The organism is Thioalkalivibrio sp. ALJT, from assembly GCF_000381825.1.
Lineage (GTDB): Bacteria > Pseudomonadota > Gammaproteobacteria > Ectothiorhodospirales > Ectothiorhodospiraceae > Thioalkalivibrio.
Genome location: NZ_KB907127.1, coordinates 119233 through 145081 on the forward strand (window position 1 = coordinate 119233; position 25849 = coordinate 145081).

Annotated in this window: 25 protein-coding genes; 22 read left to right on the plus strand and 3 right to left on the minus strand. The window is 66.2% G+C overall.

The annotated features are described in order from the left end of the window. The first annotated feature begins 111 nt into the window (after window positions 1-111). The 12 genes from G332_RS0109210 (at window position 112) to iscR (ending at window position 11226) form a co-directional block, all read left to right on the plus strand. Complete coding sequence (locus tag G332_RS0109210; protein WP_051080546.1) at window positions 112-738, plus strand: hypothetical protein; 627 nt, start codon at window positions 112-114, stop codon at window positions 736-738. A gap of 25 nt (window positions 739-763) precedes the next feature. Beyond that, complete coding sequence (gene truA, locus G332_RS0109215) at window positions 764-1612, plus strand: tRNA pseudouridine(38-40) synthase TruA (RefSeq protein ID WP_051080547.1); 849 nt, start codon at window positions 764-766, stop codon at window positions 1610-1612. Between the two features lie 429 nt (window positions 1613-2041). Then, window positions 2042-2683, plus strand: a complete 642-nt coding sequence (locus G332_RS0109220) for a phosphoribosylanthranilate isomerase (protein ID WP_019626709.1) — start codon at window positions 2042-2044, stop codon at window positions 2681-2683. Beyond that, on the plus strand, window positions 2670-3878 hold the full coding sequence (gene trpB / locus G332_RS0109225) for a tryptophan synthase subunit beta (protein ID WP_019626710.1): 1209 nt from the start codon (window positions 2670-2672) through the stop codon (window positions 3876-3878). The genes G332_RS0109220 and trpB overlap by 14 nt, the downstream gene beginning before the upstream one ends. After that, complete coding sequence (trpA, locus tag G332_RS0109230) at window positions 3875-4708, plus strand: tryptophan synthase subunit alpha (protein WP_019626711.1); 834 nt, start codon at window positions 3875-3877, stop codon at window positions 4706-4708. The genes trpB and trpA overlap by 4 nt, the downstream gene beginning before the upstream one ends. 36 nt (window positions 4709-4744) lie before the next feature. Beyond that, window positions 4745-5707 (plus strand): acetyl-CoA carboxylase, carboxyltransferase subunit beta, encoded by a 963-nt coding sequence (gene accD / locus G332_RS0109235; protein ID WP_019626712.1) that lies wholly within the window; start codon window positions 4745-4747, stop codon window positions 5705-5707. A gap of 6 nt (window positions 5708-5713) precedes the next feature. Next, window positions 5714-7042 (plus strand): folylpolyglutamate synthase/dihydrofolate synthase family protein, encoded by a 1329-nt coding sequence (locus tag G332_RS0109240; protein WP_019626713.1) that lies wholly within the window; start codon window positions 5714-5716, stop codon window positions 7040-7042. Between the two features lie 83 nt (window positions 7043-7125). After that, window positions 7126-7722 carry an SPOR domain-containing protein gene (locus tag G332_RS0109245; protein WP_019626714.1) on the plus strand — a complete coding sequence of 199 codons (597 nt, stop codon included), beginning with the start codon at window positions 7126-7128 and terminating at the stop codon, window positions 7720-7722. Window positions 7723-7795: 73 nt separating this feature from the next. Further along, window positions 7796-8323 carry a CvpA family protein gene (locus tag G332_RS0109250; protein WP_026340749.1) on the plus strand — a complete coding sequence of 176 codons (528 nt, stop codon included), beginning with the start codon at window positions 7796-7798 and terminating at the stop codon, window positions 8321-8323. 33 nt (window positions 8324-8356) lie between these two features. Continuing rightward, on the plus strand, window positions 8357-9865 hold the full coding sequence (gene purF, locus G332_RS0109255) for an amidophosphoribosyltransferase (RefSeq protein WP_019626716.1): 1509 nt from the start codon (window positions 8357-8359) through the stop codon (window positions 9863-9865). 12 nt (window positions 9866-9877) lie between these two features. Continuing rightward, window positions 9878-10453 carry a L,D-transpeptidase gene (locus G332_RS0109260; protein ID WP_026340750.1) on the plus strand — a complete coding sequence of 192 codons (576 nt, stop codon included), beginning with the start codon at window positions 9878-9880 and terminating at the stop codon, window positions 10451-10453. Window positions 10454-10746: 293 nt separating this feature from the next. Next, window positions 10747-11226 (plus strand): Fe-S cluster assembly transcriptional regulator IscR, encoded by a 480-nt coding sequence (iscR, locus tag G332_RS0109265; protein ID WP_019626718.1) that lies wholly within the window; start codon window positions 10747-10749, stop codon window positions 11224-11226. Window positions 11227-11481: 255 nt separating this feature from the next. Here the strand turns inward: iscR and G332_RS0109270 are convergent, their stop codons facing one another. Genes G332_RS0109270 through G332_RS0109280 form a run of 3 tightly spaced genes read right to left on the minus strand, consistent with a single transcriptional unit; the run spans window position 11482 to window position 15493 of the window. Beyond that, a complete protein-coding gene (locus tag G332_RS0109270) occupies window positions 11482-13503 on the minus strand; it encodes a transglutaminaseTgpA domain-containing protein (protein WP_026340751.1) in 2022 nt (673 codons plus the stop codon). Window positions 13504-13547: 44 nt separating this feature from the next. After that, complete coding sequence (locus tag G332_RS0109275; RefSeq protein WP_019626720.1) at window positions 13548-14573, minus strand: DUF58 domain-containing protein; 1026 nt, start codon at window positions 14571-14573, stop codon at window positions 13548-13550. Further along, window positions 14555-15493, minus strand: coding sequence for a MoxR family ATPase (locus tag G332_RS0109280; protein ID WP_019626721.1), 939 nt, complete (start codon window positions 15491-15493; stop codon window positions 14555-14557). The genes G332_RS0109275 and G332_RS0109280 overlap by 19 nt, the downstream gene beginning before the upstream one ends. Before the next feature lie 131 nt (window positions 15494-15624). Here G332_RS0109280 and G332_RS0109285 point away from each other — a divergent pair, with 131 nt between their 5' ends. The 10 genes from G332_RS0109285 to G332_RS13790 form a co-directional block, all read left to right on the plus strand. After that, complete coding sequence (locus G332_RS0109285) at window positions 15625-16767, plus strand: MlaE family lipid ABC transporter permease subunit (RefSeq protein ID WP_019626722.1); 1143 nt, start codon at window positions 15625-15627, stop codon at window positions 16765-16767. A gap of 3 nt (window positions 16768-16770) precedes the next feature. Next, window positions 16771-17574: an ABC transporter ATP-binding protein gene (locus G332_RS0109290; protein ID WP_019626723.1), complete on the plus strand. Its 804-nt coding sequence runs from the start codon at window positions 16771-16773 to the stop codon at window positions 17572-17574. Beyond that, window positions 17571-18584: an MlaD family protein gene (locus G332_RS0109295; protein WP_019626724.1), complete on the plus strand. Its 1014-nt coding sequence runs from the start codon at window positions 17571-17573 to the stop codon at window positions 18582-18584. Before G332_RS0109290 ends, G332_RS0109295 begins: the two co-directional genes overlap by 4 nt. Before the next feature lie 4 nt (window positions 18585-18588). Continuing rightward, window positions 18589-19257, plus strand: a complete 669-nt coding sequence (locus tag G332_RS0109300; RefSeq protein WP_026340753.1) for an ABC-type transport auxiliary lipoprotein family protein — start codon at window positions 18589-18591, stop codon at window positions 19255-19257. Beyond that, complete coding sequence (locus G332_RS0109305; protein ID WP_019626726.1) at window positions 19254-19757, plus strand: glutathione peroxidase; 504 nt, start codon at window positions 19254-19256, stop codon at window positions 19755-19757. Before G332_RS0109300 ends, G332_RS0109305 begins: the two co-directional genes overlap by 4 nt. After that, on the plus strand, window positions 19747-20274 hold the full coding sequence (gene tadA, locus G332_RS0109310) for a tRNA adenosine(34) deaminase TadA (RefSeq protein WP_019626727.1): 528 nt from the start codon (window positions 19747-19749) through the stop codon (window positions 20272-20274). Before G332_RS0109305 ends, tadA begins: the two co-directional genes overlap by 11 nt. Window positions 20275-20593: 319 nt before the next feature. Beyond that, window positions 20594-22726 (plus strand): type I secretion system permease/ATPase, encoded by a 2133-nt coding sequence (locus G332_RS0109315; protein ID WP_026340754.1) that lies wholly within the window; start codon window positions 20594-20596, stop codon window positions 22724-22726. Beyond that, entirely contained in the window at window positions 22723-24147 is a 1425-nt protein-coding gene (locus G332_RS0109320; RefSeq protein WP_019626729.1) for an HlyD family type I secretion periplasmic adaptor subunit, read from the plus strand. The genes G332_RS0109315 and G332_RS0109320 overlap by 4 nt, the downstream gene beginning before the upstream one ends. Before the next feature lie 5 nt (window positions 24148-24152). Further along, window positions 24153-24755 (plus strand): response regulator transcription factor, encoded by a 603-nt coding sequence (locus G332_RS0109325; protein WP_019626730.1) that lies wholly within the window; start codon window positions 24153-24155, stop codon window positions 24753-24755. Window positions 24756-25027: 272 nt separating this feature from the next. Next, window positions 25028-25849: retention module-containing protein (locus G332_RS13790; protein ID WP_019626731.1), on the plus strand; the 822-nt coding region annotated here is incomplete at its 3' end.

The window sequence follows — 25849 nt, forward strand, 5'->3', positions numbered from 1 at the left end:
TATCCGGAGCGGGATGCCCGGCGGGTGAGTGCGACACGGGAAGACCCGGTGGAGCCGGGGTCGAATGCCCGGGAGCGGGCACATGGGGTGTGGGCCCTGTTGGGGGTGCTGATGGCTACCCTGGCGCTGGTTTCGGCACAGACGCTGGTAGTGGCGGTTACGGGGGGGATGGCACTGCTGCTGGCCGTCGGCAGTGCCTTTGACTGGCACAGGGCGGGCCGGCTGCTGCTGCGGATGAAGTGGTTCTACCTGTCGCTGCTGGTGTTTTACGGGCTGTGGCCAACGGGGTCGGATGGCCCGGGGGCCGGTTTGGGCGAGGCGGGTGTCCGTATTCTCGCGTTGATGGTGGTCGTGGTGCTGGTGGTCTGGCTCACCGAGTATGTGGCACGCCCGGTACTGGTGCGCGCGTTGGGGGTGATCCTGGGAGCGGGTTGCCGGTCCTCGAGGCGCTGGGCCGAGCGGTTCGCGCATCGGCTGTTTCTGGCGCTGGCTTATTTCGAGGCGGAACAGGGCGCGCTGCGGCGCCAGCGGCGTGCGCTCTCCGGGACACGCAAGGCGCGTATTGCGGTCGTGCGCGAGTGGTTGATCGTGCGCCTCGACCAGGCCCTTGCAGGCCAATGGGAAGATCCGCGAGTAGCCGGGTGCTACGACGCCGCGCAAGTTCGTCCTGTCTCTCCGTGGCCGGTGGTTGCGCTGTGGTTCGGGGCGGTGGTGGCATGGGGATTATGGTGGTTGTGAGGGGCGGGATTTGACGGGCGGTGGAATCGAACAGGAGGCGGTGGTGTCGCGGCCGGGCTCCGGGGATGGCGCCCGGCGCTGGGCGCTGGGTGTCGAGTACGACGGGCGTGGGTTGCTCGGGTGGCAGCGCCAGAAAGACGGGCCCAGCGTACAAGGGCATCTGGAGTCTGCACTGGGTTTTGTGGCCAATCACCCGGTTGAGTTGAGTTGCGCCGGACGTACGGATGCCGGTGTGCACGCGACGGCCCAGGTGGTGCATTTCGATTCCCCGTCCCGCCGTGCCCCGGGTGCATGGGTGCTGGGGGGCAACAGTCGGTTGCCGGACGGGATCGCGGTCACCTGGGCGCAGGCGGTGCCGGAAGGCTTCCATGCCCGTTTCAGTGCCTTCGGGCGCCGCTATCGGTACGTGATCCTGAATCGGGCTGTACGTCCGGCACTGGATGCAGGGCGCGTGTCCTGGTGGCGGCGGTCACTGGATGCCGAGCGCATGCACCAGGCCGCTCAGGCCTTTGTGGGCGAACACGACTTTACCAGCCTGCGGGCGGCTGCCTGTCAGGCCAAGTCGCCGCTGCGGCGGGTGCATTCGCTGTGCGTGCAGCGGCGCGGTGCGCTGGTGGTGCTGGATATTCACGCGAACGCGTTCCTGCATCACATGGTGCGCAATATTGCGGGGGTGCTGCTGGCCGTGGGGGACGGGCGCATGGACACGGACTGGCCGCAGCGGGTACTGGCCGCGCGCGATCGCCGCGCCTCCGGGATTACCGCACCGGCGGGCGGGCTGTATTTCGTGCACGTCGATTACCCGGCCGAGTTTGTGCTGCCCGTGACGGCGGGACCGGTGTACGACGGTGTTCCGGGCAATGGAGCGGGCTGATTGCGGGAAAGGCGGGCAGGCGGCCGGCTTCTGGTAGGCTTGCAGCCGGCAGGAAAGCGCTGCCCAGGAGTCATCCTGGCCTTTTCAACGCACGCGGCGTGGTTTCGTCCAGTGTGCCCCTGCACTGGCAGAGTGCGGCGGTCGCCTGCTTCGGAATCAACGGCCCTTGCAGTGGTCGATTCCGGCGGCACGTATCCGTGTTGCAGGGAAACGCCGATCAATCCGTGTTCGTTCGGGAAGATGCGGATGAATGTACAGCTTCGCGTGGGGTATCCAGGGCTGCCGTGAGCCGGTGCGGTGCGGTGCGCAGCCGGCAGTGGCTCCAGCGGCTCGTTGTGGGACAGGCCGGCTGTCGACCAGGCGCGCGTATAAGCGACCCATCGGCGAGTCTGTTCAGTCATCGGTGTTTTTCCCGGAGGGTGGGGGCGCATGCGGTATCGGGTGAAAATTTGTGGCGTGACGGACCCGGAACAGGCCTGTGCCGCAGCAGCGGCCGGGGCCGATGCAATCGGGCTGGTGTTTCATCCGTCAAGCCGGCGGTGTGTGGACGCAGAACAGGCAGCCCGGATCGCCGCGGCGCTGCCGCCGTTTGTGACCACGGTGGGGTTGTTTGTTGACCCCGATATTGCCCGTGTGGAGTCGGTTCTGGACCGGGTTGCCCTCGACTGCCTGCAGTTCCACGGTGGGGAGTCCGCGGCATTCTGCGCGGGTTTCGGGCGGCCTTATCTGAAGGCAATCGCGATGGGGGCCGAGGCCGATCCGCGCCACGAGATGGACCGGCATCCGGATGCGCAGGGCTTCCTGCTGGACAGCCATGGCGGGGCGCAGACCGGAGGTTCCGGGCATCGCTTCGACTGGCAACGGGTGCCCGCGGCCCTGGGCCGGCCGTGGCTGCTGGCGGGGGGGCTGGATGCGGCCTCGGTACGCGTGGCACTGGAACGTCTGCGCCCTTATGGAGTCGATGTGAGTTCCGGTGTGGAATCCGCGCCCGGGATTAAGGATGTACGGCGGATGCGGGCCTTTGTGCAGGCCGTTCGCCAATGCGAGGTGGAGACTGATGAGCAAGATTGACTGGGCGGCATTTCCGGATGTCCGCGGGCATTTCGGGCCGTATGGCGGGCGTTTTGTGTCGGAGACGCTGATGGGGGCGCTGGACGAGCTGCAGGCCGTGTACGAGCAGTACCTGGGCGACCCGGACTTCATGGCGGAACTGGATCACGATCTGCAGCAGTTCGTCGGGCGGCCGAGTCCGCTTTATCACGCCGAGCGCCTGTCGCGCGAGCTGGGCGGTGCGCAGATCTATCTGAAGCGCGAGGATCTCAACCACACCGGCGCGCACAAGGTGAACAACACCATTGGCCAGGCGCTGCTGGCGAAGCGCCTGGGCAAGACCCGGATCATTGCCGAGACCGGCGCCGGCCAGCACGGGGTTGCGACTGCGACGGTAGCTGCGCGGCTGGGTCTGGAATGCGTGATTTACATGGGCGAGGAAGACACGCGGCGGCAGACGCCGAATGTCTATCGCATGCGTCTGCTGGGCGCCGAGGTGGTGGCGGTCAAGTCCGGCACGCGCACCCTGAAGGATGCCCTGAACGAGGCGATGCGCGACTGGGTCACCAATGTCGACGATACCTTCTACATTATTGGCACGGTGGCCGGACCGCATCCGTATCCGGCGATGGTTCGGGATTTTCAGGCCGTGATCGGTCGCGAGGCACGGGAGCAGCACCTGAAGATGACCGGGCGTCTGCCCGATGCGCTGGTGGCCTGCGTGGGCGGCGGTTCCAACGCGATTGGTTTGTTCCACCCGTTCCTGGCGGACGAATCCGTACAGATGATCGGGGTCGAGGCCGGGGGCGAAGGCGTCGCGACGGGCCGGCACTCGGCGCCGTTGTGCGCGGGGCAGCCGGGTGTGCTGCATGGCAATCGTACCTACCTGATGGAGGACGAGAACGGGCAGATCATCGGCACGCACTCGGTATCTGCGGGGCTGGACTACCCGGGGGTCGGGCCGGAGCATGCCTGGCTCAAGGATCTTGGCCGGGCGCGTTACGTGTCGGTTACCGATGACGAGGCACTGGCCGGCTTTCATCGGCTGACGCGCACCGAGGGTATCATCCCGGCGCTGGAGACCAGCCATGCGGTCGCGCACGTGCTGGAGCTGGCGCCACAGATGCGTCCGGACCAGAGCATTGTCATGAACCTGTCCGGTCGCGGCGACAAGGATTTGAACACCGTGGCCGAACGCGAGGGAATCACGCTATGAGCCGTATCGAACAGCGCTTTGCCGAACTGCGCGAACAGAATCGGGCGGCCCTGATCCCGTATGTGACGGCGGGCGATCCGGAGCCCGCCGCCACCGTTCCACTGATGCATGCCCTGGTCGCGGCCGGTGCGGATCTGATTGAGCTGGGCGTGCCGTTCTCTGACCCGATGGCCGATGGCCCGGTGATTCAGAAGGCCTGCGAGCGCGCGCTGCGCTTCGGTACCGGGCTGCGGGATGTGCTGGCCATGGTGGCCGAGTTTCGCAAGACCGACAGCCAGACGCCGGTGGTGCTGATGGGCTACCTCAATCCGGTGGAGCGGATGGGCTATGAAGCCTTTGTGTCCAGTGCCCGGGTGGCCGGTCTGGACGGCCTGCTGACGGTGGATCTGCCACCGGAGGAAAGCGAGGATGTGGTCGGGCTGCTGGAATCGGCCGGGATCGACCCGATCTTCCTGGTTGCCCCGACCACCTCGGAGGCGCGTGTGGAGCACGTGGCGCGTGCCGCGCGTGGATTTGTGTACTACGTTTCGTTAAAGGGTGTGACCGGTTCGCAGTCACTGGATACCTCGGCCCTGGCCGCACGCCTGGAAGGACTGCGACAGCATACCGGGCTGCCTCTGGGCGTTGGTTTCGGGATTCGCGATGCACGGACGGCGGCGCAGGTGGCCGCGGTCGCGGATGCCGTGGTGGTGGGCAGTGCGATCGTACGGCTGGCGGAAGACCACGATGGCGATGCGGACGGGTTCGCGCGGGCCGCGGCGGCAGTGGTGCGTGAAATGCGTGATGCCATGGACAGCGCGCGTTCCACCGGTGTGGCGGCCTCGGTGTAGAATGCGCGGCGCCGATTCGGATTACGGGGAGACGGCATGAGCTGGTTCGAAAAGTTGATGCCTTCGCGCATCCGCACTGACAACGCGACCAAGCGGGGTGTACCCGAGGGCCTGTGGGTGCGTTGCGAGGGTTGTGACGCGACGTTGTACCGGCCGGAGGTGGAGCGCAATCTCGATGTTTGCCCGAAGTGTGGCCATCACCGCCGCATGAGCGCGCGACGGCGTCTGGAGGCCTTTCTGGACCCCGAAAGCCGCGAGGAGATTGCAGCGGAGATCGAATCCTCGGACGTCCTCAAGTTTCGTGACTCGAAAAAATACAAGGACCGCCTGCTGGCCGCGCAGAAGGGGACTGGCGAACGCGATGCCCTGGTGGTGATGCAGGGGCAGCTGCTCGGTCGCCCGCTGGTGGCGTCGGCGTTTGATTTCCGCTTCATGGGCGGGTCCATGGGATCGGCAGTGGGCGAGCGCTTTGTACGCGGCGCCAGCCGTTCGCTGGAACAGGGCATTCCGCTGGTCTGTTTCAGCGCTTCGGGCGGGGCGCGTATGCAGGAGGCGTTGTTCTCGCTGCTGCAGATGGCCAAGACCAGTGCGGTTCTGGCGCGTCTGCAGGAAGAGCGCATTCCGTTTATCTCGGTGATGACGGACCCGACCATGGGCGGCGTCTCGGCCAGCCTGGCCATGCTGGGCGACCTCAACGTGGCCGAGCCGAATGCGTTGATTGGATTTGCCGGTCCGCGCGTGATCCAGCAGACCGTACGCGAGACCCTGCCGGAGGGGTTCCAGCGTTCCGAGTTCCTGCTCGAGCACGGCGCGATCGACATGATCGTGGACCGCCGGGACATGCGCAGTCGCCTCGCCTCGGTACTGGGTATTCTCACGCATGCGCCCGCGCCGGGCAGCGACGACGTCACGGCCGAGGCCGTTGCGGACGAGGCCGACCGCACTGAACCCGACGACGGTGACGAGGCCACGGACGCGACGTCACCGGCGCGCAGCTGAGCGTCCGTGCGTTTCTCGACCCTGGCGCAGTGGCTGGCCTTCCAGGAGCAGTTGCATCCGGTTGGCATGGACCTCACCCTGGAGCGGATCGCGCTGGTGGCCGATCGGCTGGGGCTGCGCGACGGTAAAGGCCCGCGCAGCGTGGTGGTGGCGGGTACCAACGGCAAGGGTACGGTCGCCACGCGCACCGCTGCTCTGCTGCAGGCGCGTGGTGTGAAGACAGGGCTGTTCACCTCTCCGCATCTGCTGCGGTATAACGAGCGCATTCGCATCGATGGCATCCCGGCCAGCGATAGCGAGCTCTGCCGTGCCTTCGAGGCCATCGACCAGGCGCGCGGCGATGATTCCCTGACCTACTTCGAGTTTGCCGCGCTGGCGGCGGCCTGGTGGTTCCGCGCGAGCGGCGTGGCGGTGCAAGTGCTGGAGGTGGGTCTGGGGGGGCGTCTGGACGCAGTGAATATCTGGGATGCCGACGTGGCCGCGATCACCGCGGTCGATCTGGATCACCAGACCTGGCTGGGTGATACCCGTGAGGCGATCGGGCGTGAAAAGGCCGGGATCATGCGCGCCGGCCGTCCGGTGGTATTGGGCGAGCCGGAGCCTCCCGCCAGCGTGCTGGCGCATGCCGAGCAAATGGCGGCGCAGGTACTGCGGACGGGACAGGACTTTCGTCTTGAGCGCATGGGCAGTCGGCTTGAATGGCAGTACCGGGGTGCCACGTGCGCGTGGCGGGTGGAGGGCCCTGCGGCAACGCTGGACGGTGCCGCGCTGCTCAATTCGGCCACGGCCCTGGCAGTGGTCGAGGCGCTGGGGGAGGCAGACGGTATCACGGACGCAGCCCTCAGCCAGGCCCTGAGCACCTCTGCGCCCGGGCGTCTTCAGGTGTTGCCGGGACGCCCGCAATGGTTGCTGGATGTCGCCCACAACGTGCACGCGGCAGGCGAGCTGGCGCGCTGGCTGGAGGCACACCCGGTCGCGGGGCCGGTGGTGGCCCTGGTTGCGGTGATGGCGGACAAGGAACGGGCGCTCATGTGGGAGCGACTCGACGGCCGCATCGCCGCCTGGCTGCCGTTACCTCTGACGCTGCCGCGTGCGTTGCCGGCCGATGCTCTGGCGCAGGAGCTTGCCCGCTGTGGCGAGGAGACTGTGGAGCGTCCGGGTGATGTACAGGCCTGTATCCGGCGCGCAGAGGCCATTGCCGGTTCGCAGGGCCGTGTCGTCGTTTTCGGTTCGTTCCATACCGTGGCTGCAGTGCTGGAGGCATCCCCCGCGATCGCCGCGGCCGCTCGGGTCGACGGGGTGTCGGTGGCGGAGGGGGCCCGGCGTGCGGGTTGAATGCATGTTAGGCGCCTGTGGCGACTCGGGGCGCGGGTGTCGTGCCTCGACAGCCGGGCCGGGTTTCGGACACGGATAACGACATGAACCCTGACACTCCAATTCGTTTCCGCCTGGTCGGTGCGGTGATCCTGATCGTGCTGGCGGTGATCTTTCTGCCCTGGCTGTTTGACGGGGCGGGGTACGAGCACATGAGCGGAATCGACGAGCCGGTGCCGACTGCCCCGAGCTTTGCCGAGCCGGATATCGCCCTGCCATCGGAGCGTCCGGAGCCGCGTCGCGAGTCCGCGCCTGCAGCGCCGGCGCCGGAACGCGAGGGCCCGGTGGCCGAGTTGCACAGTCTCGACAATTCCGCGGAGACGGGGGCCGCCGCGAACGATCGCGAATCCGAGGCCGTCACTGCGGCGCCACAGGAGGCCCCGGAAGAGGCAGAACAGCCCGTGCAGGCGGGCTGGGCGGTGCAGGTGGGCAGTTTCCGTGATCAGGCCAACGCCCGCGAGCAGCGCGCGCGACTGCGCGAGGCGGGCTGGGCGGCCTTCGTGGACGAGTCGATGGCCGACGGTCGTCCGATCTATCGCGTCAAGGTCGGGCCGCTGGCCCAGCGTGAGGAGGCGGCCGAAATGGGTGCGCGTTTAAAGGAAGCGTTCGAGCTTTCCGGCATTGTGGTGGCGCACCCGTGAAGGCGGTCGGGACCTGCGCGCAAACTGCGGCTGCGGTAAACTGTCAGCCTTTTCACTCCGCGGTGACTGCTCCGTGATCTGGATCGACCTCGTCATTATTGCCCTGATTGTCATATCGGGGCTCATTAGCCTTTTCCGCGGTTTTGTGCGTGAGTCGTTTTCACTCGCCACGTGGATCATCGGCGTGTGGCTGGGTATTCGCCATGCGGAGGCGATGGCCGCGTATCTGCCGGACGCAATCGCCGATGCCACCCTGCGCCTGGGTATCGGTTTCGCGGTGATCTTCATTGGCGTGCTGATTGCGGGCGGGCTGCTGGGTATGGTCGCCAATCGTCTGGTGCATGGCACCGGGCTGAGCGGGACGGATCGTTCCCTGGGGGTGGTCTTTGGCCTCCTGCGCGGCGTGCTGCTGGTCGCCGTGCTGGTGTTCCTGGCATCCCTGACCCTGATGCCGGATGAGGCCTGGTGGGAGAACAGTCGCCTGATCCCGGAACTCGAACGTCTGGTGGACTGGCTGATTGCACAGTTGCCGGAGGGCTGGCAGGAGCAGATCCGTGACCTGCAGGCGGCTGAAGAACCGGCCGAACCCGTGTTTCCTTGACACGCGCTGTCAATCTCTGGAGCCAGATACCGTATGTGTGGAGTTGTCGGAATCGTCGGGCGCAGCCCGGTGAACCAGCCCCTTTATGACGCCCTGCTGGTGCTGCAGCATCGTGGCCAGGATGCCGCAGGCATCGTGACCTGCGATGACGACGGGCGCCTGCACCTGCGCAAGGACAATGGTCTGGTGCGGGACGTGTTCAATAACCAGCACATGCAGACCCTGACCGGGAACATGGGCATCGGCCACGTGCGCTATCCCACGGCCGGTTCCTCGAGCTCCGCCGAGGCGCAGCCGTTCTACGTGAACTCGCCCTTCGGCATTACCCTGGGTCACAACGGCAACCTGACCAACGCGCGCGATCTGAAGCAGGCGCTGTTCGCCACCGATCGCCGGCACATCAACACGGACTCGGACTCCGAGATCCTCCTGAACGTGTTTGCGCAGGAGCTGATGCGGTTCCTCGACAACGGTCTGACGCCGGATGCGGTGTTCAATGCGGTGGAGCGCGTGCACCAGCGTGCGGACGGCGCCTACGCCGTGGTGGCCATGATTGCCGGGCGTGGCCTGCTTGCGTTCCGCGACCCGTACGGTATCCGTCCCATTGTCTACGGATCGCGCCAGGCCGAGGAGGGCGGAATCGAGTGGATGGTTGCCTCGGAGAGCGCCGCGCTGGAATCCCAGGGATTCGAGCTGGAGCGTGACCTGGTGCCGGGGGAGGCGCTATTCATTACGCCCGAGGGCGAGGTTTCGACTCGTGTATGTGCGGAGGAGACCCGGCTCAACCCCTGTATCTTCGAGCATGTCTATTTCGCGCGGCCGGATTCGGTCATCGACAACGTCTTCGTGCATCGCGCCCGCATGCGTATGGGCACCGCGCTGGGCGAGAAGATCCGGCGGATCTGGCCGGATCACGATATTGATGTGATCGTGCCCATCCCCGATACCGGCCGTACCGTCGCGCTGGAGATGGCGCATGAACTGAACATCAAGTACCGCGAGGGGTTCATCAAGAACCGCTATATCGGGCGTACCTTCATCATGCCCGGCCAGACCAAGCGGCGGAAGTCGGTGCGCCAGAAGCTCAATGCGATCTCGCTGGAGTTCCGCGGCAAGAACGTGATGCTGGTGGATGACTCCATCGTGCGTGGCACCACCTCGCGCGAGATCGTGATGATGGCGCGCGAGGCGGGAGCCAAGAAGGTCTATTTCGCCTCCGCGGCGCCGCCGGTGCGGTATCCGAACGTCTACGGCATCGACATGCCGGCGGCCGAAGAGCTGATCGCCCATGGGCGTGACGAGGCCGAGGTCTGCGAGGCGATCGCGGCGGACCGGCTGATCTATCAGGACCTGGAAGATCTCCAAAAGGCGGTACGTCGTGGCAACAAGAACATCCAGCACTTTGATTGCTCCGTGTTCACGGGCGAATACGTAACCGGTCTGCCGCCCGACTATCTTGAGCATCTGGCGGCTCTGCGGGGCGACGGACTGGTCCATACGCCGGTGGCGGGCGAAGTGCTGGACCTGGCCAACAAGAAGTAGAGCGAGGTGCCCTTGCCCAGTCTCGAATGGATGGACCCGGTGGTGGAAGATGCACGTCGTCGGGCCCCCAATGCGAATGGTTTGCCAGTCGCCGTGGTGCGGGTGGACCAGCAACGGCTCTATGTCTGGGATCAGGGCCAAGTGACCGATATCTACGACGTCTCCACCGCCGCGCGCGGTGTTGGCTTCGAGGAGGGGTCGTTTACCACGCCGCTGGGTCTGCATCGCATCGCCGAGCGTTTCGGCGAGGATGCCCCGCGGGGCACGATCTTCCGGGCCCGCGGCAACACCGGCGAGATCGCCGAGATCCTGACGCAGCCGGGTGCGCGCAGTTCGCGTGACAACATCACCTCGCGCATCCTGTGGCTCGACGGTCTCGAGCCGGGCATCAATCGCGGCGGATCGGTGGATTCGCTGCGCCGCTATATCTACATCCACGGTACGGACGAGGAGGGGCGCATTGGCGAACCCGCCTCCGAGGGTTGCGTGCGCATGCGCAACGACGACGTGATCGAGCTGTTCCCGCGTCTGCCTGTCGATACCCCGGTGATCATCCTGGACGGCCCGCAGGTTCCGGACTTCTCCTGATCCCCGTATCCGGGCTTTTCTGATGACGTTCTCTGTAGCGGTATCCGGGCACACTCTGCCCGGACGAGCCCGGCTGTCCGTGGGTGGCGTGCGGGGCCCCGAACTCCCTTTATTAGCAATTCGTGATTTTTGTTGATTCGCCTGCTAGAATAAGGGAATTATTCCCGAGTAGTCTTGTCAGGTAAGAAGGGAATTATTCCTGATGCGTGTTGTCAGGAAATGAGGAACGGATTCAAGCCTGCGAACGGATGTCGAGCAGGACACTTACGCTACGTTTTTCGGAGGCAACGCATATGAAACTCTCTACCAAGGGCCGCTACGCGGTGACCGCGATGATGGATCTGGCGATCCATGACCGGATCGGGCCGGTGACGCTTGCCGACATCTCGCAGTGCCAGGGCATTTCACTCTCCTATCTGGAGCAGTTGTTTGCCAAGCTGCGCAAGGCCGACCTGGTCGAAGGCGTTCGTGGTCCCGGCGGTGGTTATCGCCTGGCCAAGCGTGCGGATCAGATCAGCATCGCCCATATCATCACGGCAGTGGACGAGTCCGTGGACGTCACCCGGTGCAAGGGTCACAAGGACTGTCAGGACGGCAGTCGTTGCCTGACACACGAGCTGTGGGATGACCTGAGCCAGCAACTCTACGACTTTCTGGACGGCATTACGCTGGCGCAGTTTGCCAACCGTCCGGAGGTGCAGAAGGTCGCTCGACGCCAGGACGAGCGTCGCGGCGCACGGCACCACTTCATCTTCCGCAACGACGCGGCGTAACCGCCCCTCCACGCGGGTCCGGAACGGGCCGCCCGGTCAGAAGGACCGGGCGGTTTTTTTTGCGCGCTCGGCCCGAGGACCACCTGGCGAGGCTCCACACCCAGGAGCCGGTCGGATTTGGGGGATGGTCGCGAACGTGTTGAAGCGTGCGACCTCTTTTTCCGTTCTCGCGAAGCGCATGGTGACGACGTTGTAACGAGAGAGAGCGGAAATCGGGCCGCTCTCCTGCTCACGCGCAGTCGGTTCGACCGGCTCCTAATTCGCCGCGCGCTGGCGGGATGCGTCGTTGCGGCGTGGCGCGAAGGCCGGGCGGGCTCGGGGTACGGTGCGCAGGAGGCCCCGGAGCTGGTGAAGATCCGCCGTGCGCTGTTCGGGCGTCAGCCGGCCGAAACGCTGTCGGTTGTAGGTTCGGGCGAAGGTCTCCAGGGTCGTGCCGAGCTCGGGGTGCGCGTGTGCGACCCGCCGCGACCAGGCGTCCACGGGTTCGTACGGCGCTCGCGCCAGCGTGGGGTCGTGGCGGGCCAGCCGGCGTGACAGCTGCCCCAGCACGCGGTCGGCCGCGGGCCGTCGGTGTCGGGGGGTGCGGATCCAGACCCAGGCCAGTGCGATCAGGCCGATGGTGCCGAAGCCCGTACCCAGGGCGATCAGCACCGATCGCCAGTCCCTCGGGTCCAGCCCGAGTCGCGCGAACAGTTCGCGCTGGCGTTCGGGGTCAAAGGCCAGGACCCAGCTTTCCCACCGGAACCGGGCAAAATCGCGCCAGTCCTCGAGGCTGAGGTGGGTGCTTTGCAGCCACGACAAACCCTCGCCCCGGCGCAGGAAGGCCGGGATTGGCTCATCGGTGTCGCGTGCCAGTCCCGGCAGGCCCTGTTCGATTCGCTCTGGTGCAATCGCTGCCGTCGGGTCCACCCGTACCCAGCCCTGGCCATCCAGCCAGACCTCGTTCCAGGCATGGGCGTCGGCATTGCGCAGGCGCAGGTATTCGCCGCGCGTTTGCCAGGAGCCGCCCTGATAGCCGGTGACGACCCGGGTCGGGATACCGGCGGCGCGCATCAGCACCGCGAAGGCCGAGGCGTAGTGTTCGCAGTAGCCGGCCTGGGTCTCGAACAGGAACTGGTCGGTTGCGTCGCCGGCAAGACGGGGTGGTTGCAGGGTGTAGCGATAGGGCTCGGCGGCGAAGCGTTGCAGGGCGGCGTCGATGAGGGCGCGATCGTCGTCGCCATGAGTGGCCCGCCACAGGGCGACCTTGGTGCGTGCGCGTGGGGCGGCTGCAGCCGGCAGGTCCAGCGCGCGTGCCCGTTCCGCGGGGGGCAGTTGCGGGTCGTCGGCACCGGGAGGCGTGGTCAGGTCGGCCGCTGCCTGGTACTGAATGCGACGGGTGATGCGGCGATCGCGGAGCACCTGATAGTTTGCGTGCAGTTCGGCGCCGTCCGGCAGCACGGCGGGGTAGTCCAGTACCGGCAGGTAGCGTACGCGCGTGGGTTCCAGGGTGGCGGTGTAGTGCACCAGGGTGTCATCGGTCACCGGGGGCTGGATGACTTCGGTGTTGCGGTCTGTCGACCAGCGACGGCCGTCGAAGTCGGTCATGACCAGGGCGCGCCAGTACTGGGCGCGCAGGGGCGGCGCTGCGGCGTCGAATTCCACGCGCAACGCGGTCGATTCGTCCTGTAGAAGCTCGGCAATGTCTCCGGGGTTGAGTTCGTCGGAGAGCCCGGTGCGGGCGGTCTCTTCGCGCTGCGGGTCACCCCACAGCGGTCCCTGGATGCGCGGGAAGGCGAGGAACAGGACCAGCATGAAGGGCAGGGCATGCAGCAGCATGGCGCCGGCCTGGCGGGCGAGACGGCGGCGTTCGATGTGGCGCTCGGCATGGACCTGGATCAGTGCGGCGGTGAGCAGCCAGGTGGCCAGCAAGGAATAGGCCGCGGTCAGGATGGATTGATCAAAGAAATAGGTGGTGACCACCACGAAATAGCCCAGGAACAGGGCGATGACGATGTCGCGCCGATTGCGGGCCTCCAGCAGCTTGAACGCGATCATGATCAGCAGCAGGGCGGTGCCGGCCTCCTGACCGAAGACCGTCCCGTACTGGACCAGGGTGAGACTACCCGCGAGTACGGCCAGGAGGGCCATGATGCCGATCGACGGCGCCTGCCGGCCGCTGCTCAGGAGCCAGGCCCGCGCGGCAATCGCCAGTACCACCAGCAGGGTGATCCAGGGTGGCTGATGTGCGATATGGGGCAGCGCCGCTACTGGCAGGGCGATCAGGGCGAGTTCCAGTCCGCGCAGGTCGGGGTTGGCGGCTGCGGTATTGGCTCGGGTGTTCATGTGCGCGGCGTCTCCGGGGCAAGCACGCGCGGTTCGCTGCGGAACTGGGCCAGGCTACGCAGGCACCGTTCGCGGTGCCGGCTGCCCTGTCCGGGATCCACGGTCAGGTCGGGCAGGCGCATGCCGAAGATGCGCCCCTCCGCGTGGGCGGCGAGGACCTGGTGGCACAGCATGGCCAGGCGGGTCTCGGTGTCGGTTGCGGGCATGGCCTCCCAGTCGAGCCAGAGGTGGTCGCCGCGGCCGCTGACGGATTCCCGTACGTGCAGCTTGCCGCTGCGGGCAAAGGCCTTCCAGACGATGCGGCCGGGCGGGTCGCCGGGGCGATAGGGGCGCAGATGATCGGGCGTCTCGCCGCGGTGGCGGGTTCGGAGCTGTGACGCGGTCGCTTGCCCTCCGGCCCCGCCGAGCACGTTGCCGGGGTTGACGGGGGCCGGGTAGACCAGGATCTCCGGGCTCAGGGTGAGCCAGGTCCAGGCCTCCAGGATGCCCAGCGGATAGCGCGTGTGCAGGCGCTGACGCGGTAGCCGGTAGATGCCGCGGGCAGGCGCCGGGAGTGTCAGCTCGACCTGGGCCGAGTCCTGCGCGGGGATGGCCAGCGGGGCGCTGGCGCGCGTGCCGATACTCAGGGTGAGCGCTTCGCGGGGGCGCCCGGACGCCTCCTCCAGCCGGAACGGCAGGCTCAGGGTGGCACCGGCGAAGACAGGTGCCACGGGCAGAGAGGTGATCCGCAGGCCCAGCAGGTTGCGGTGGGTGTACCACATGGCGTTGTGACCGATCCCGACCAGCAGGAAGGTCAGCAGAAACGCCATGTTACTGGAGTAGTTGATCGCGCCCAGCAGCATGACCAGCAGGATCGCGACCAGGGTATAGCCGGCGCGCGTGGGCAGGATGTAGACGCGGTCGCGGCCAAGCCGGGCGGTCTCGCCATCGTGCGCGTGGCGCCGGGTGATCCAGCGGATGGCATCGTCGCGCAGGCGGTGCAGACGGTGACGGTCGGCCCCGCTCACGGAATCGGCACGCATTCCATCAGGCGCGCAACGCTGTGCGCCGGGGATTCCGGCTCATGCGTGCGCAGGCGGTGGCCGGCGACTGCGGGGAGCACGCGTACGATGTCATCCGGTGTGGTGTAGTGACGGCCATCCAGAAAGGCCTGGGCGCGGGCGGCGCGCAGCAGGCCGAGGCCGGCGCGCGGGGACAGGCCGCGGGAGAAGCGGGCGCGATCACGGCTGGCGGTGAGCAGGTCCTGCAGGTAGTCCAGTACCGCGCCCGCAGCATGCACTTCGCCGACCCGGGCCTGCCAGTCCCGCAGCTGCTGTGGTCCGGCGAGGTGCGGCAGGGGCGGATGCATCTCGGCGGTTGCTGACGAGGACGTAGTCGGGGCGGAGCGTTCCAGCAACGCGCGCTCGGCGCGGGCATCGGGATAGCCGAGCTGGATGCGCATCAGGAACCGATCCAGCTGGGATTCCGGGAGGGGGTGGGTGCCGACCTGTTCCTCCGGGTTCTGGGTGGCGATTACGAAGAAGGGCACCGGCAGTTCACGGGTAGCCCCCTCGACACTCGCCTGGCGTTCCTCCATGGCCTCGAGCAGGGCGCTTTGGGTCTTGGGCGGGGCACGATTGATCTCGTCGGCCAGCAGGACCTGGGTGAAGATCGGTCCGGGGTGGAAATGGAATTCCCCGCTGCCCGGATCGAATACGGACACACCCAGCACGTCGCCGGGCAGGAGATCACTGGTGAATTGCACCCGGCGATATTCAAGGCCCATTGTGTTGGCCAGCGCGTGCGCCAGTGTGGTCTTGCCGACCCCCGGCTGGTCTTCGATCAGCAGATGGCCGTTGGCGAGCAGGCAGGCGAGCGCCAGCCGTATCGGTTCGGGCTTGCCCAGAAGGACTGCGTTCAGCGCGTGTTCGACCCGCTGCAGGGCCTCCAATGCCGATGCCATGCCGATCTCCTGATGCGAATGGGCCGGGGGCTTTATCGCGCAGGCCCCGGTGGAAGAGTTTTCTCCGGGGTGAATGGTTCCGAGGGGCGGGTTGCGGCTACCATGATCGCAACTGTCCCGCGGGTGATTGGATGGACGCTGCTGCCAGTTTTGGCCGACCGTTCGAATATGATGCCACAGCCGGCCCGCCGGCCAGCCTGCACCTGCGCGGGCGGCTGGACGTGCGGGCCGTGGAGCATGCCTGGGGGCCCTTGCGACATGCGGTGCAGGGGCTCGGTGTGGCCGGTGCGGTCGTGCACGTTGAGCTGTCCGGGCTCGAGTACTGCGACGGGGCGGGTGCGGCCCTGCTGCACGCCCTGGAGCGGGATCTGGAACAAGCCGGTGCCGAGCTGCGATTCGAGGGCATGGGCCGTATGGTCGCGGATCAAATGAATCCGTACCGGGAGCTTGCTGCCGTAGAGCCGGCGCGGGTCGGCGACGGGCGAGGTTGGTGGCCGGGGCTGCTGGACGTCGTGGACAGTGTCGGGCGGGCGGCGCATTCGCAGTTGAGCTTTGTCGGCGAGCTGACGCGTGCCGTCGGCAGTGGCCTGCGCCATCCGCGGCAGGTGCGCTGGGGCGATACCCTGCGAGTGGCGGAGGCCGCAGGATTCAGGGCGCTCCCGATCGTCTCGTTGATCGCCTTTCTGCTGGGCGTGATCCTCGCCTTTCAGTCTGCCATCGCGATGCGCCAGTTCGGGGGCGAGATCTTCGTTGCCAATCTGGTGGCCGTTTCGTTGTTTCGCGAACTGGGGCCGCTGATGATGGCAATCCTGCTGGCGGGCCGTTCGGGGGCGGCGTTTGCGGCCGAAATCGGCACCATGAAGGTGAACGAGGAGGTGAACGCCCTCAAGACCATGGGGCTGGATCCGGTGCGCTTCCTGGTGCTGCCGAAGGTGCTGGCGGGGCTGCTGGTGGCACCGTTGCTGGCGCTGTACGCGAACATGATCGGGCTGATTGGTGGCGCGGTGGTCATGCAGGGCTTCGGTATCCCCTGGGTCGCCTATTTCAACCAGGTGGCGGCTGCGCTTACACCGTCCGACCTGTTCTCCGGGCTGGCCAAGGCCGTGGTATTCGGTCTGGTGGTGGCGAGCGTTGGCTGCCTGCGCGGCCTGCAGACGGGCAGTGGCGCCGCGTCGGTCGGGCTTGCGACTACCAGTGCCGTGGTTACCTCCATCATCTTGATCGTGGTGCTGGATGGCCTGTTCGCGGTCCTGTTCTACCACATGGGGGTTTGAGGCATGGTTGTGGAGACGGCCCGGTCGCAGGCATGCGCAGAGTCCGATGTGGTGATCCGCGTTCGCGGACTGACCATGGGCTTTGGCGATCGGGTGTTGATGCGCGATCTGGACTTCGAGGTGTGCCGCGGCGAGATCTTCGTGATCCTGGGTGGCTCCGGCAGCGGCAAGAGCACGCTGCTCAAGCACATGATCGGGCTTTATCGTCCGCAGGCCGGTCACATCTGGGTGGGCGGTGCGGATATTGCCGTCGCGGATGGCGCGCAGCGGGAGGCGATCCTGCGCCGGGTGGGTGTGATGTATCAGATGGGGGCTCTGTTCGGTTCCATGACGCTCCTGGAGAATGTGCGCCTGCCGCTGGAGGTGCATACCGATCTGCCGCGCGAGGCCATGGATGCCATCGCCGGGTCGCGGCTGCAGCTGGTGGGACTGGGGGCCTTCAAGGACTTCATGCCTGCGGAGATCAGTGGCGGGATGCAGAAGCGTGCGGCGATCGCGCGCGCCATGGTGCTGGACCCCGAGGTGCTGTTTCTGGACGAACCCTCCGCAGGGCTGGACCCGATTACCTCGGCGGACCTGGACCGCCTGATCCGGCGGCTGGCCCGTACTCTGGATATGACCATTGTGATTGTGAGCCACGAACTGGCCAGCATTTTTGCGATCGCGGACCGGGTGATTATGCTCGACCGGGAGAGCCAGGGGATTGTGGCGGAAGGTGATCCGGCCATCCTGCGCGATACATCGAATCATCCGTGGGTGCAGCGGTTCCTGCGGCGGACCGAATCCGACGACGAGAGGCCCGCATGAGTGCGCGAAACCATTTTCGCCTGGGGCTGTTTATCCTGGGAGGCCTGACCGCCCTGGTGGTCGCGTTGTTGATCCTGACGGCCGGCAACCTGCTGCGTCCGTCGATCCAGGTCGAGACCTACATGGATGCCTCGGTGCAGGGCCTCGAGATCGGGGCGCCGGTGAAGTTTCGCGGGGTTACGATCGGCGATGTGACCGACCTCACTTTTACCTCCGTGGTTTACGAATCCGATGTCCCGCCTGCGGACCGCAAGCGGTACGTGATGGTCCGGGCGCGTGTGTATCCCGATCGCTTCGCCTCCAGTGCCCAGTCAGGGGGCTTTAATGCCGGGATTCTGGAGGGTCTGGTCGAGGCCGGACTGAGGGTGCGCATGGCCGCTCAGGGCATTACCGGGATGAACTATCTGGAAATGGACTTTACCGACCCTTCCGCGCATGTACCGCTGGAACACGGATGGGAACCGGAGTCCACTTACATCCCGTCTGCGCCCAGTACCGCGATGCAGTTTCTCGAGCATGCGGAAAAACTGCTTATGCGCCTCGACGCTCTCGACATCGAGGGCCTGGTGGACAACCTGACCGGCCTGCTGGTGACCGTGGAGCGCAGTATCGACGATCTGGACATCGGTGCGCTGGGGAGTCGTGCGGACCACATGATTGCGGAGCTGGAGACAGCCACGCGCACTGCAACGCGGGTGATGGCCTCCGTGGAACGCCTGGTCGAACACCCGGACACCCAGGCGCTGCCGAGCGAGACCCGCGCAGCACTGCGCGAGCTGCGCCAGACGGCCGAGGCCGCCGATGTCGGCCGCCTGGTGGAGCGTATGGACTCAATGGTCGAACGCCTGGATCGGGGGATGGATGTGAGCGAGGGCAAGCTGCTGGAGACACTCGACGAACTGCAGGCCGCGATGGCGGGGCTGCGCAGCCTGTCGGATGATGTGCGCCGTAATCCTGGCGGTGCATTGTTCGGCGCCCCCCCGCCGCGCAGCACGATGGACGAGGAGTAGATTGATGCCCCGATGGAGAGCCGTTGCCCTGGTGTTGATGGCCGGGATACTGGGAGGCTGCACCCTGATCCCCGAGCGTGAGCCCGTGGATCGTGCGTGGTTCCTGCTGGAGCTGCCAGCGGAACCCGCCCCGCGCATGGCCGCTGGCGGCGAGCCCCTTGCGGTGGAACTGGGGGCGGTGCGCGTGGCACCGGCTTATACCGGCAAGGGGCTGGTGTACCGCCTGGGGGACCATCGGTACGAGTCCGACTATTACAACGAATGGTTCCTGCGCCCCGCCGAGCAACTGGAACAATTGCTGCGGGAACGCTGGACGCAAGGAGGCTCCGCATTCGAGCTGGTGGACAATGCCGAGGCCGCACGGGCCGAGGGGCGCGCGGCCGTGCAGTTGCATGTGCTGGTCACGGCGTTGTACGGCGATCTGGATACGGCCCGGCTGGAGACGACTCCGGCAGATACGCCGCTGCGCGGGATGGGGCGAGTGGGGTTGCGAACACAGATCCGCGGCGAAGGTTACGTGCGTCTCGCGCACATGGAGGCGGAACACGGTATCGACCGGCGCTCTGCGCCCCGCCTGGTCGCGGCGCTCTCGGAGGCAACGGCCGACGTCTTGGCCGAGCTGGAGGACGAGCTGCTGCGCGAGAGTACCCCCGATACGGGGGACCGCTTATGACCGGCGTCTTCGATTTTGAGGCCCCGTTACCAGAGGGTGGCGCCCAGCCACTCGCGGCCTGGCGGGGCGAGGTGCTGCTGATCGTGAATGTGGCCAGTGAATGCGGCTTCACCCCTCAGTACGCTGGCCTGCAGGCCCTCCACGAACGCTACGCCGCGCAGGGTTTTTCGGTGCTCGGTTTCCCGTGCAACCAGTTCGGCGGCCAGGAGCCCGGAGATGCGGGGCAGATTCGGGCCTGTGGGCTGAACTACGGGGTCACGTTTCCGGTATTCGCGCGCATCGAGGTGAATGGCGCGGGTGCGCACTCCCTGTACCGTTACCTGAAAGGTCAGGCCCCGGGTGCGCTGGGCACCCGCGCGATCAAGTGGAACTTCACCAAGTTCCTGGTCGGGCGCGATGGCGCCGTGCGCGAGCGTTTCTCGCCCCGGCGCAAGCCGCAGGATCTGGCCGGCGCCATCGAACAGGCTCTTTCGGCACCGCGCCCGGCTGATGGCCGCTGAGTGCGCCCCCGATCCGCGGACCCTGATCCCCGGCGATCGCGGTCCGCAGCCTACGGAGGCGGGCGCCCATGCCTTCTGGATGGAACTTGCGATGGTACAGGCGGAGCGGGCCGCCGCGACCGGCGAGGTCCCGGTTGGTGCGGTGCTGGTGGCTGCGGACGGCTGTTGCCTGGCTGCCGAGCACAATGCGCCGATTGGTCTGCACGATGCGACGGCTCATGCCGAGATCCAGGTGCTGCGGGCGGCGGGCCAGCGCTGTTCCAATTATCGGCTGACCGGCACGACGCTGTACGTGACGCTCGAACCCTGCTCCATGTGCGTGGGCGCGATCATCCATGCTCGCGTAGGGCGGCTGGTCTTCGCGGCTGCGGATCCTCGCACCGGTGCGACCGGGGGCGCGATCGACCTGCTGCAGCATCCTGCACATAACCATCGTCTTGAATGCATCGACGGCATTGCGGCGGAGCGTTCCAGCGAGCTGCTGCGAGATTTCTTTCGGTCACGCCGCAAGCGCTGAGAAGACACGTGATTCATGCTCTCGCTTGCCGAGTTGATTTTGCGTGTAATTTCGCTGCAAGAAGGTGTCGCAACGGATTGGTTGGACGGGACAACGCGGTATAGTGCAGTGACCGATGAACGCGGTAAGCCGTTACGGGTCCCGGGTCGCAGGTGGGCGCGGAGCGAGCGGGTTGCCATCAGCAGCGGCTGGGGGTGTTTCGATTAGTCAGCGTCCTTTCAAAGGTGGTGGTGCGGGTCCGGCTGCGGATGCGGCCGATGGGGTGCCCGATAAGAGGTCCAGCGGTGACGGTCACGGCGATGCGCCGGAGGTTCCGGTTCTGGATCAGGAGGGCCGGCCCGACAGCCTGCTCGGTGGGTTGATCCTGATCGCCCGCATGCACGGGCTGCGCCTGACACCGGATTCCGCGCTTGCGGGGTTGCCGCTGGAGGACGGTCGGTTGTGTCCCTCCCTGGTACCGCGTGCGGCTGAGCGTGCCGGCCTGACCACGCGCACCGTCACCCGCGATGCCCGCGCGCTGAAGGATGAGCTGCTGCCCGCGTTGTTGTTGCTGGACCAGAACGAGGCCTGGGTGCTGGTCGGCTGGAACGATGACAGGAGCGTGGCTCGAGTGATCGACCCGGAGCTGGGTGACGCGGTCATCGAGGTCCCGCTCAGTCGGCTCAACCAGCGTTATCTGGGCCGCGCAATCTATGTACGCCCCGAATTCCGGATGGATGCTCGCGCTCCGCGGGTCTCGAAGGATCGCAAGGGGCACTGGTTCTGGCGGGTTATTCGCGAGAATCGGCCGCTTTATCGCGATGTGCTGGTCGCGGCGGTGATGATCAACCTGTTCGCGCTGGCGATGCCGCTGTTCGTGCTGAACGTGTACGACCGCGTGGTCCCGAATCACGCGACCGAGACGCTGTTCATGTTCGCGGCGGGTGTCGTGATCGTGCTGATCGCGGACCTGATCCTGCGCACCATGCGCAGCCACTTCGTCGACAAGGCGGCGATGCGCGCGGACGTAAAGCTCTCCTCGCACATCATGGAGCGCGTGCTCGGGCTGCGTATGGAGAACCGCCCGGCGTCGGTCGGGTCGTTCGCGTCCAATATCGGCGCGTTCGAGTCGGTGCGCAGCTTCATATCGTCGGCGACAATCGTTGCCTTCGTGGACCTGCCATTTGCGTTGATGTTCATCGCCATCATCGCGTTGATTGCCTGGCCGCTGGCGATACCCGTGGCGATCGGCGCGCTGCTGCTCCTGCTTTATGCCACGGCGATCCATCGCAAGCTGCACGCACTCGCGGAGGAGAGCTACCGCGTGGCGGCGGAGCGTAACTCCACCCTGGTCGAGAGCCTCACCGGCGCCGAGACGCTCAAGGCCCTGGGCGCGGAAGGGCGCGTGCAGGCGACCTGGGAACGCGCCACGACCCACCTGGCCCGGACCAGTGCGCAGAATCGGCTACTGACCGCAAGTGTGACCCACACGGCGATGTGGGCGCAGCACACGGTCGGCGTCGCCATCATCGTGCTCGGCGTGTTCTTGCTCATGGAGGGGGACCTCTCCATGGGTGGTCTGATTGCTGCCTACCTGATCTCCTCGCGTGCGATGGCGCCCATCAGCCAGACCGCCGGGCTGCTGATGCAGTATCACCAGGCCTCGACCGCGCTCGGCTCGCTGAACGAGATCATGGCGCTGCCGATCGAGCGTCCGACGGACTCGCACTTCCTGAGTCGTGATCGCTTTGAGGGCGCGATCGAATTCCGCAATGTCGGCTTTGCCTATCCCGAATCCGCCACCCCGGCCCTGCAGGGAGTTTCGCTGAAGATCGAGCCGGGCGAACACGTCGCCGTGCTGGGACGCGTGGGTTCGGGCAAGAGCACGCTGGCCAAGCTGATCATGGGGCTTTATCAGCCGACCTCCGGCGCGGTGCTGGTGGACGGAATCGACGTGCGCCAGCTGGACCCGGCCGAGTTGCGGCGGTCGCTGGGGTATGTGGGCCAGGAGGTCACTCTGTTCTACGGGAGCCTGCGCGAGAACCTGGTGGCGGCCGATCCGCTGGCCAACGACGAGGCGATCCGCAAGGCGATTGCGATCTCGGGTATCGAGGATCTGATCAATACCCATCCGGAAGGGATTGATCTGCAGGTCGGGGAGCGGGGGAGCCGGCTTTCGGGCGGGCAGAAGCAGAGTGTCGGTGTGGCGCGCGCAGTCCTGCACGAGCCCAGTATGCTGTTGATGGACGAGCCGACCAGCTCCATGGACAACTCCACCGAGCAGGGCATGAAACGCCGTCTGGCAGAGTTCATTCAGGGGCGCACCACCGTGATCGTCACCCACCGCACCTCGCTGCTGGAGCTGGTGGACCGGATCATCGTGCTGGATCAGGGCCGCGTGGTGGCCGACGGGCCGAAAGATCAGGTAATCCAGGCGCTTCGCGAAGGCCGTGTAGGCAAGGCGCAGGCATGAGCGGGCGCAAGCGCAAGGACGGTCAGGGGTTCGAGGCGCTGGGCCGCGGTATGGATCAGACCGGCAAGGTCGGTGCCCCGATGGTGGACCGGATCTTTCGGCCCTGGCTGACCAAGGGCGGTGGCGATCATCGCAACTGGGCCTCGGATGCTGACTGGACTCAGATTCAGGAACGACCGATCCGCGCCCGCGCGCTCCTCTACGGGATCCTGATCACGCTGGGCCTGCTGGTCTATTGGGCCTCTATCGCCGAGATCGACGAGGTGGCGCGCGCGGATGGGCGGGTGATCCCGTCGCAGAACCTTCAGGTGCTGCAATCCATGGACGGGGGCGTGGTGTCCGAGGTGCTGGTGCGCGAGGGGGATGTCGTGGAACAGGGCGACGTGCTCGTGCGCGTGGACCCGACTCGGTTCCTGTCCGACCTGGGGGAGGCGAGGGCCAGCGAGTTCGCGCTGAAGGCGCGGCGCGCGCGGCTTACGTCGCTGCTGTCGGAGACGCCGTTCCTGATTACACCGGAGCTGCAGGCGGGCCCTCTGGCCATCGTCGAGCAGGAGCAGCAGCTCTACGAGGAAAGCCTCGAGGAGATGCGTTCACGGATTCGCATTGCCGAGGAGCAGATGCGTCAGCGTCGCGAGGAGCTGAACGAGGTGCGGGCCCGGCGTAGTCAGGCGATCCGCGCGCTCGAACTGGCCAGTCGGGAGCTCGAGGTGACCGAACCGCTGGTGGAAAGCGGTGCGGTATCCGAAGTGGAAATCCTGCGCCTGCGCCGCGAGGTCTCCAATGCGCGGGGCGATCGTGATCAGGCGACCGCACAGATCGCCCGGCTGGAGGCCGCGATCGAGGAGGCGGAAGAGAAGATCCGCGAGGTGCGGCTGAACTTCCGCAACCAGTGGCGCTCGGAGCTGGCCGATACCCTCGGGCGGCTGCAGGAGCTGGCCGAGGGCACCGAGGGCCTGGAGGACCGGGTGCGGCTGTCCGAGGTGCGTTCGCCGATGGCGGGGATCGTGCAGCGGATGTTCATCACCACGCGCGGCGGCGTGATCTCGCCCGGGCGCGAGGTCGCCGAGGTAGTGCCGCTGGAGGACGAACTGCTGATCGAGGCGCGCGTCTCGCCGCGCGATATCGCCTATCTGCGCCCGGGGCTGAGCGCCAAGGTGAAGTTCACGGCCTATGATTTCGCCATCTACGGTGGTCTGGATGCAATCGTGGAGCACATCAGTCCGGACACGATCACCGATGACGACGGCAACACCTTCTACAAGGTGCGCGTGCGTACCGAGGAAACAGGGTTCGACGAGGAACACCCGATTATGACCGGGATGGTCACGGAGGTGGATATCATCACCGGGCGCCGGACTATCCTGCAGTACCTGCTCAAGCCGGTCCTCCGCGCGGGGGAGATGGCTTTTACGGAGCGCTGAGGGATATGCAGATCTTCATGGTGGACCAAGACTCGCGGCCGTCGCCGCGCTGGGAAGAGGCCTTTCCGGATGCCCAGGTACTGCGCCCGCCGTTTCCGGCGACCCTGCCGGAGGGCGCCGATGCCTGCTGGATCGGCACGGACGTGGCCGACTGGGACGAGTACGTCAAGCAAAGGACGCTGGTCCATCGGGTGGTCGTGCACTCGCGCCACCCGAACGACGAAGAGGGTATCCGAGCGTTCGACGCAGGGGCCCACGGCTACTGTCATACGCTGGCCAACGTGGCCCAGTTGCGCACGATTGCCGCGACCGTAACGGGTGGCGGGCTGTGGGTCGGCCCCGACCTGATGACCCGCATGATTCGTACGGTGCGCAGCGCACAACCCCGCGATCCGGAAACCCCGCCCGAGGGCTTCGATAACCTGACGCCCCGCGAGCGCGAGGTCGCGCTGGCCGTCACCACCGGGGCGCACAACAAGGAGATCGCACGCCAGCTCGGTATGACCGAACGCACGGTCAAGATGCACCTGGGCTCCGTCTTCAAGAAGCTCAACGTGGGTGACCGCGTTCAACTTGTTCTCCACCTGACTCGTCTGCGCGAGATTTAACCGACCGTCTGAATCATGTTCCCGGCGCTGTCTCCCTTTTAAGCGTTGGGGAGGAGGCAGCCTTACTGCGCTCTTCGCCTCTTGCGAGTAAAACAAAAGGGGTTGCCCGGCAGCCCCTGTGCTTCCTCGGCGCGCTTCCAATCGTCTCTCGCACCGTCACTCCAATCAGCCACAAACCCTGTACCTCGGTACACCTGTCGTGCGAGTACCGACTTCCATATGGTGGTACTCATCAAGAATTGTGAAGTGCTTCCGAGTCGAAGGAGAAGGTCATGTCTGAAGTCGTCGTCGCTACCGTCGAATCCGTGGTGGGTACCGTTATTGCGCGTGACGAGGACGGCAATACCCGCGTCCTGCAGCCCGGAGACCAGATCTTCTACGGCGAGGAAGTCATCGCCGAAGCCGGTGCCTTCATCGAGATGGTCTTCGAAGACGGCTCCACCATGTCCCTGGCAGGCAACGAATCCGCCACAATCACCGACGATCTGGCGAAGTCTGCCGAATCGGCACCGGAAGACGGTGAGATCGCCGAGGCCACAGTCGAAGAGATTATTGCCGCCCTCGATCGTGGTGAAGATATAACTGACTTGATCGAAGCCCCCGCCGCGGGTCTGGACGGCGGCCCCGCCGGCGAAGGCGGTGGCTTCATCCGTATCACCCGCGGATCCGAAGAGGTGGATCCGATTAGTTATGCCTACGACCCGAACGCGCTGCGTGGCCCGGGCGAAGCCGACATCGGTGAAGGCGGTAGTGTTGCGGATGACCCCGAGGTCGAGGGTGATCTGAGCGTGGAAGCCACCGTCGACAACGACGCGGCGACGCTGGACATCAGCGGCACCAGCCAGGATGTGCCGGAGGGTGGTGAGGTCGCGATCACCATTACCGACCAGAACGACAACACGGTCACCGCCACGGCGACCGTGGATGCCAACGGCGACTACAGCGTTGCCGATGTGGATGTGAGCAGCCTGACCGACGGTCCGCTGACCATCGATGCCGAAGCGACCGACAACAACGGCAACACTGTCACGGCGCAGGATACGGCCGAGCTGGATGCGGTTGAGTCGAATCTGACCGTGAGTGCGGACGATCCG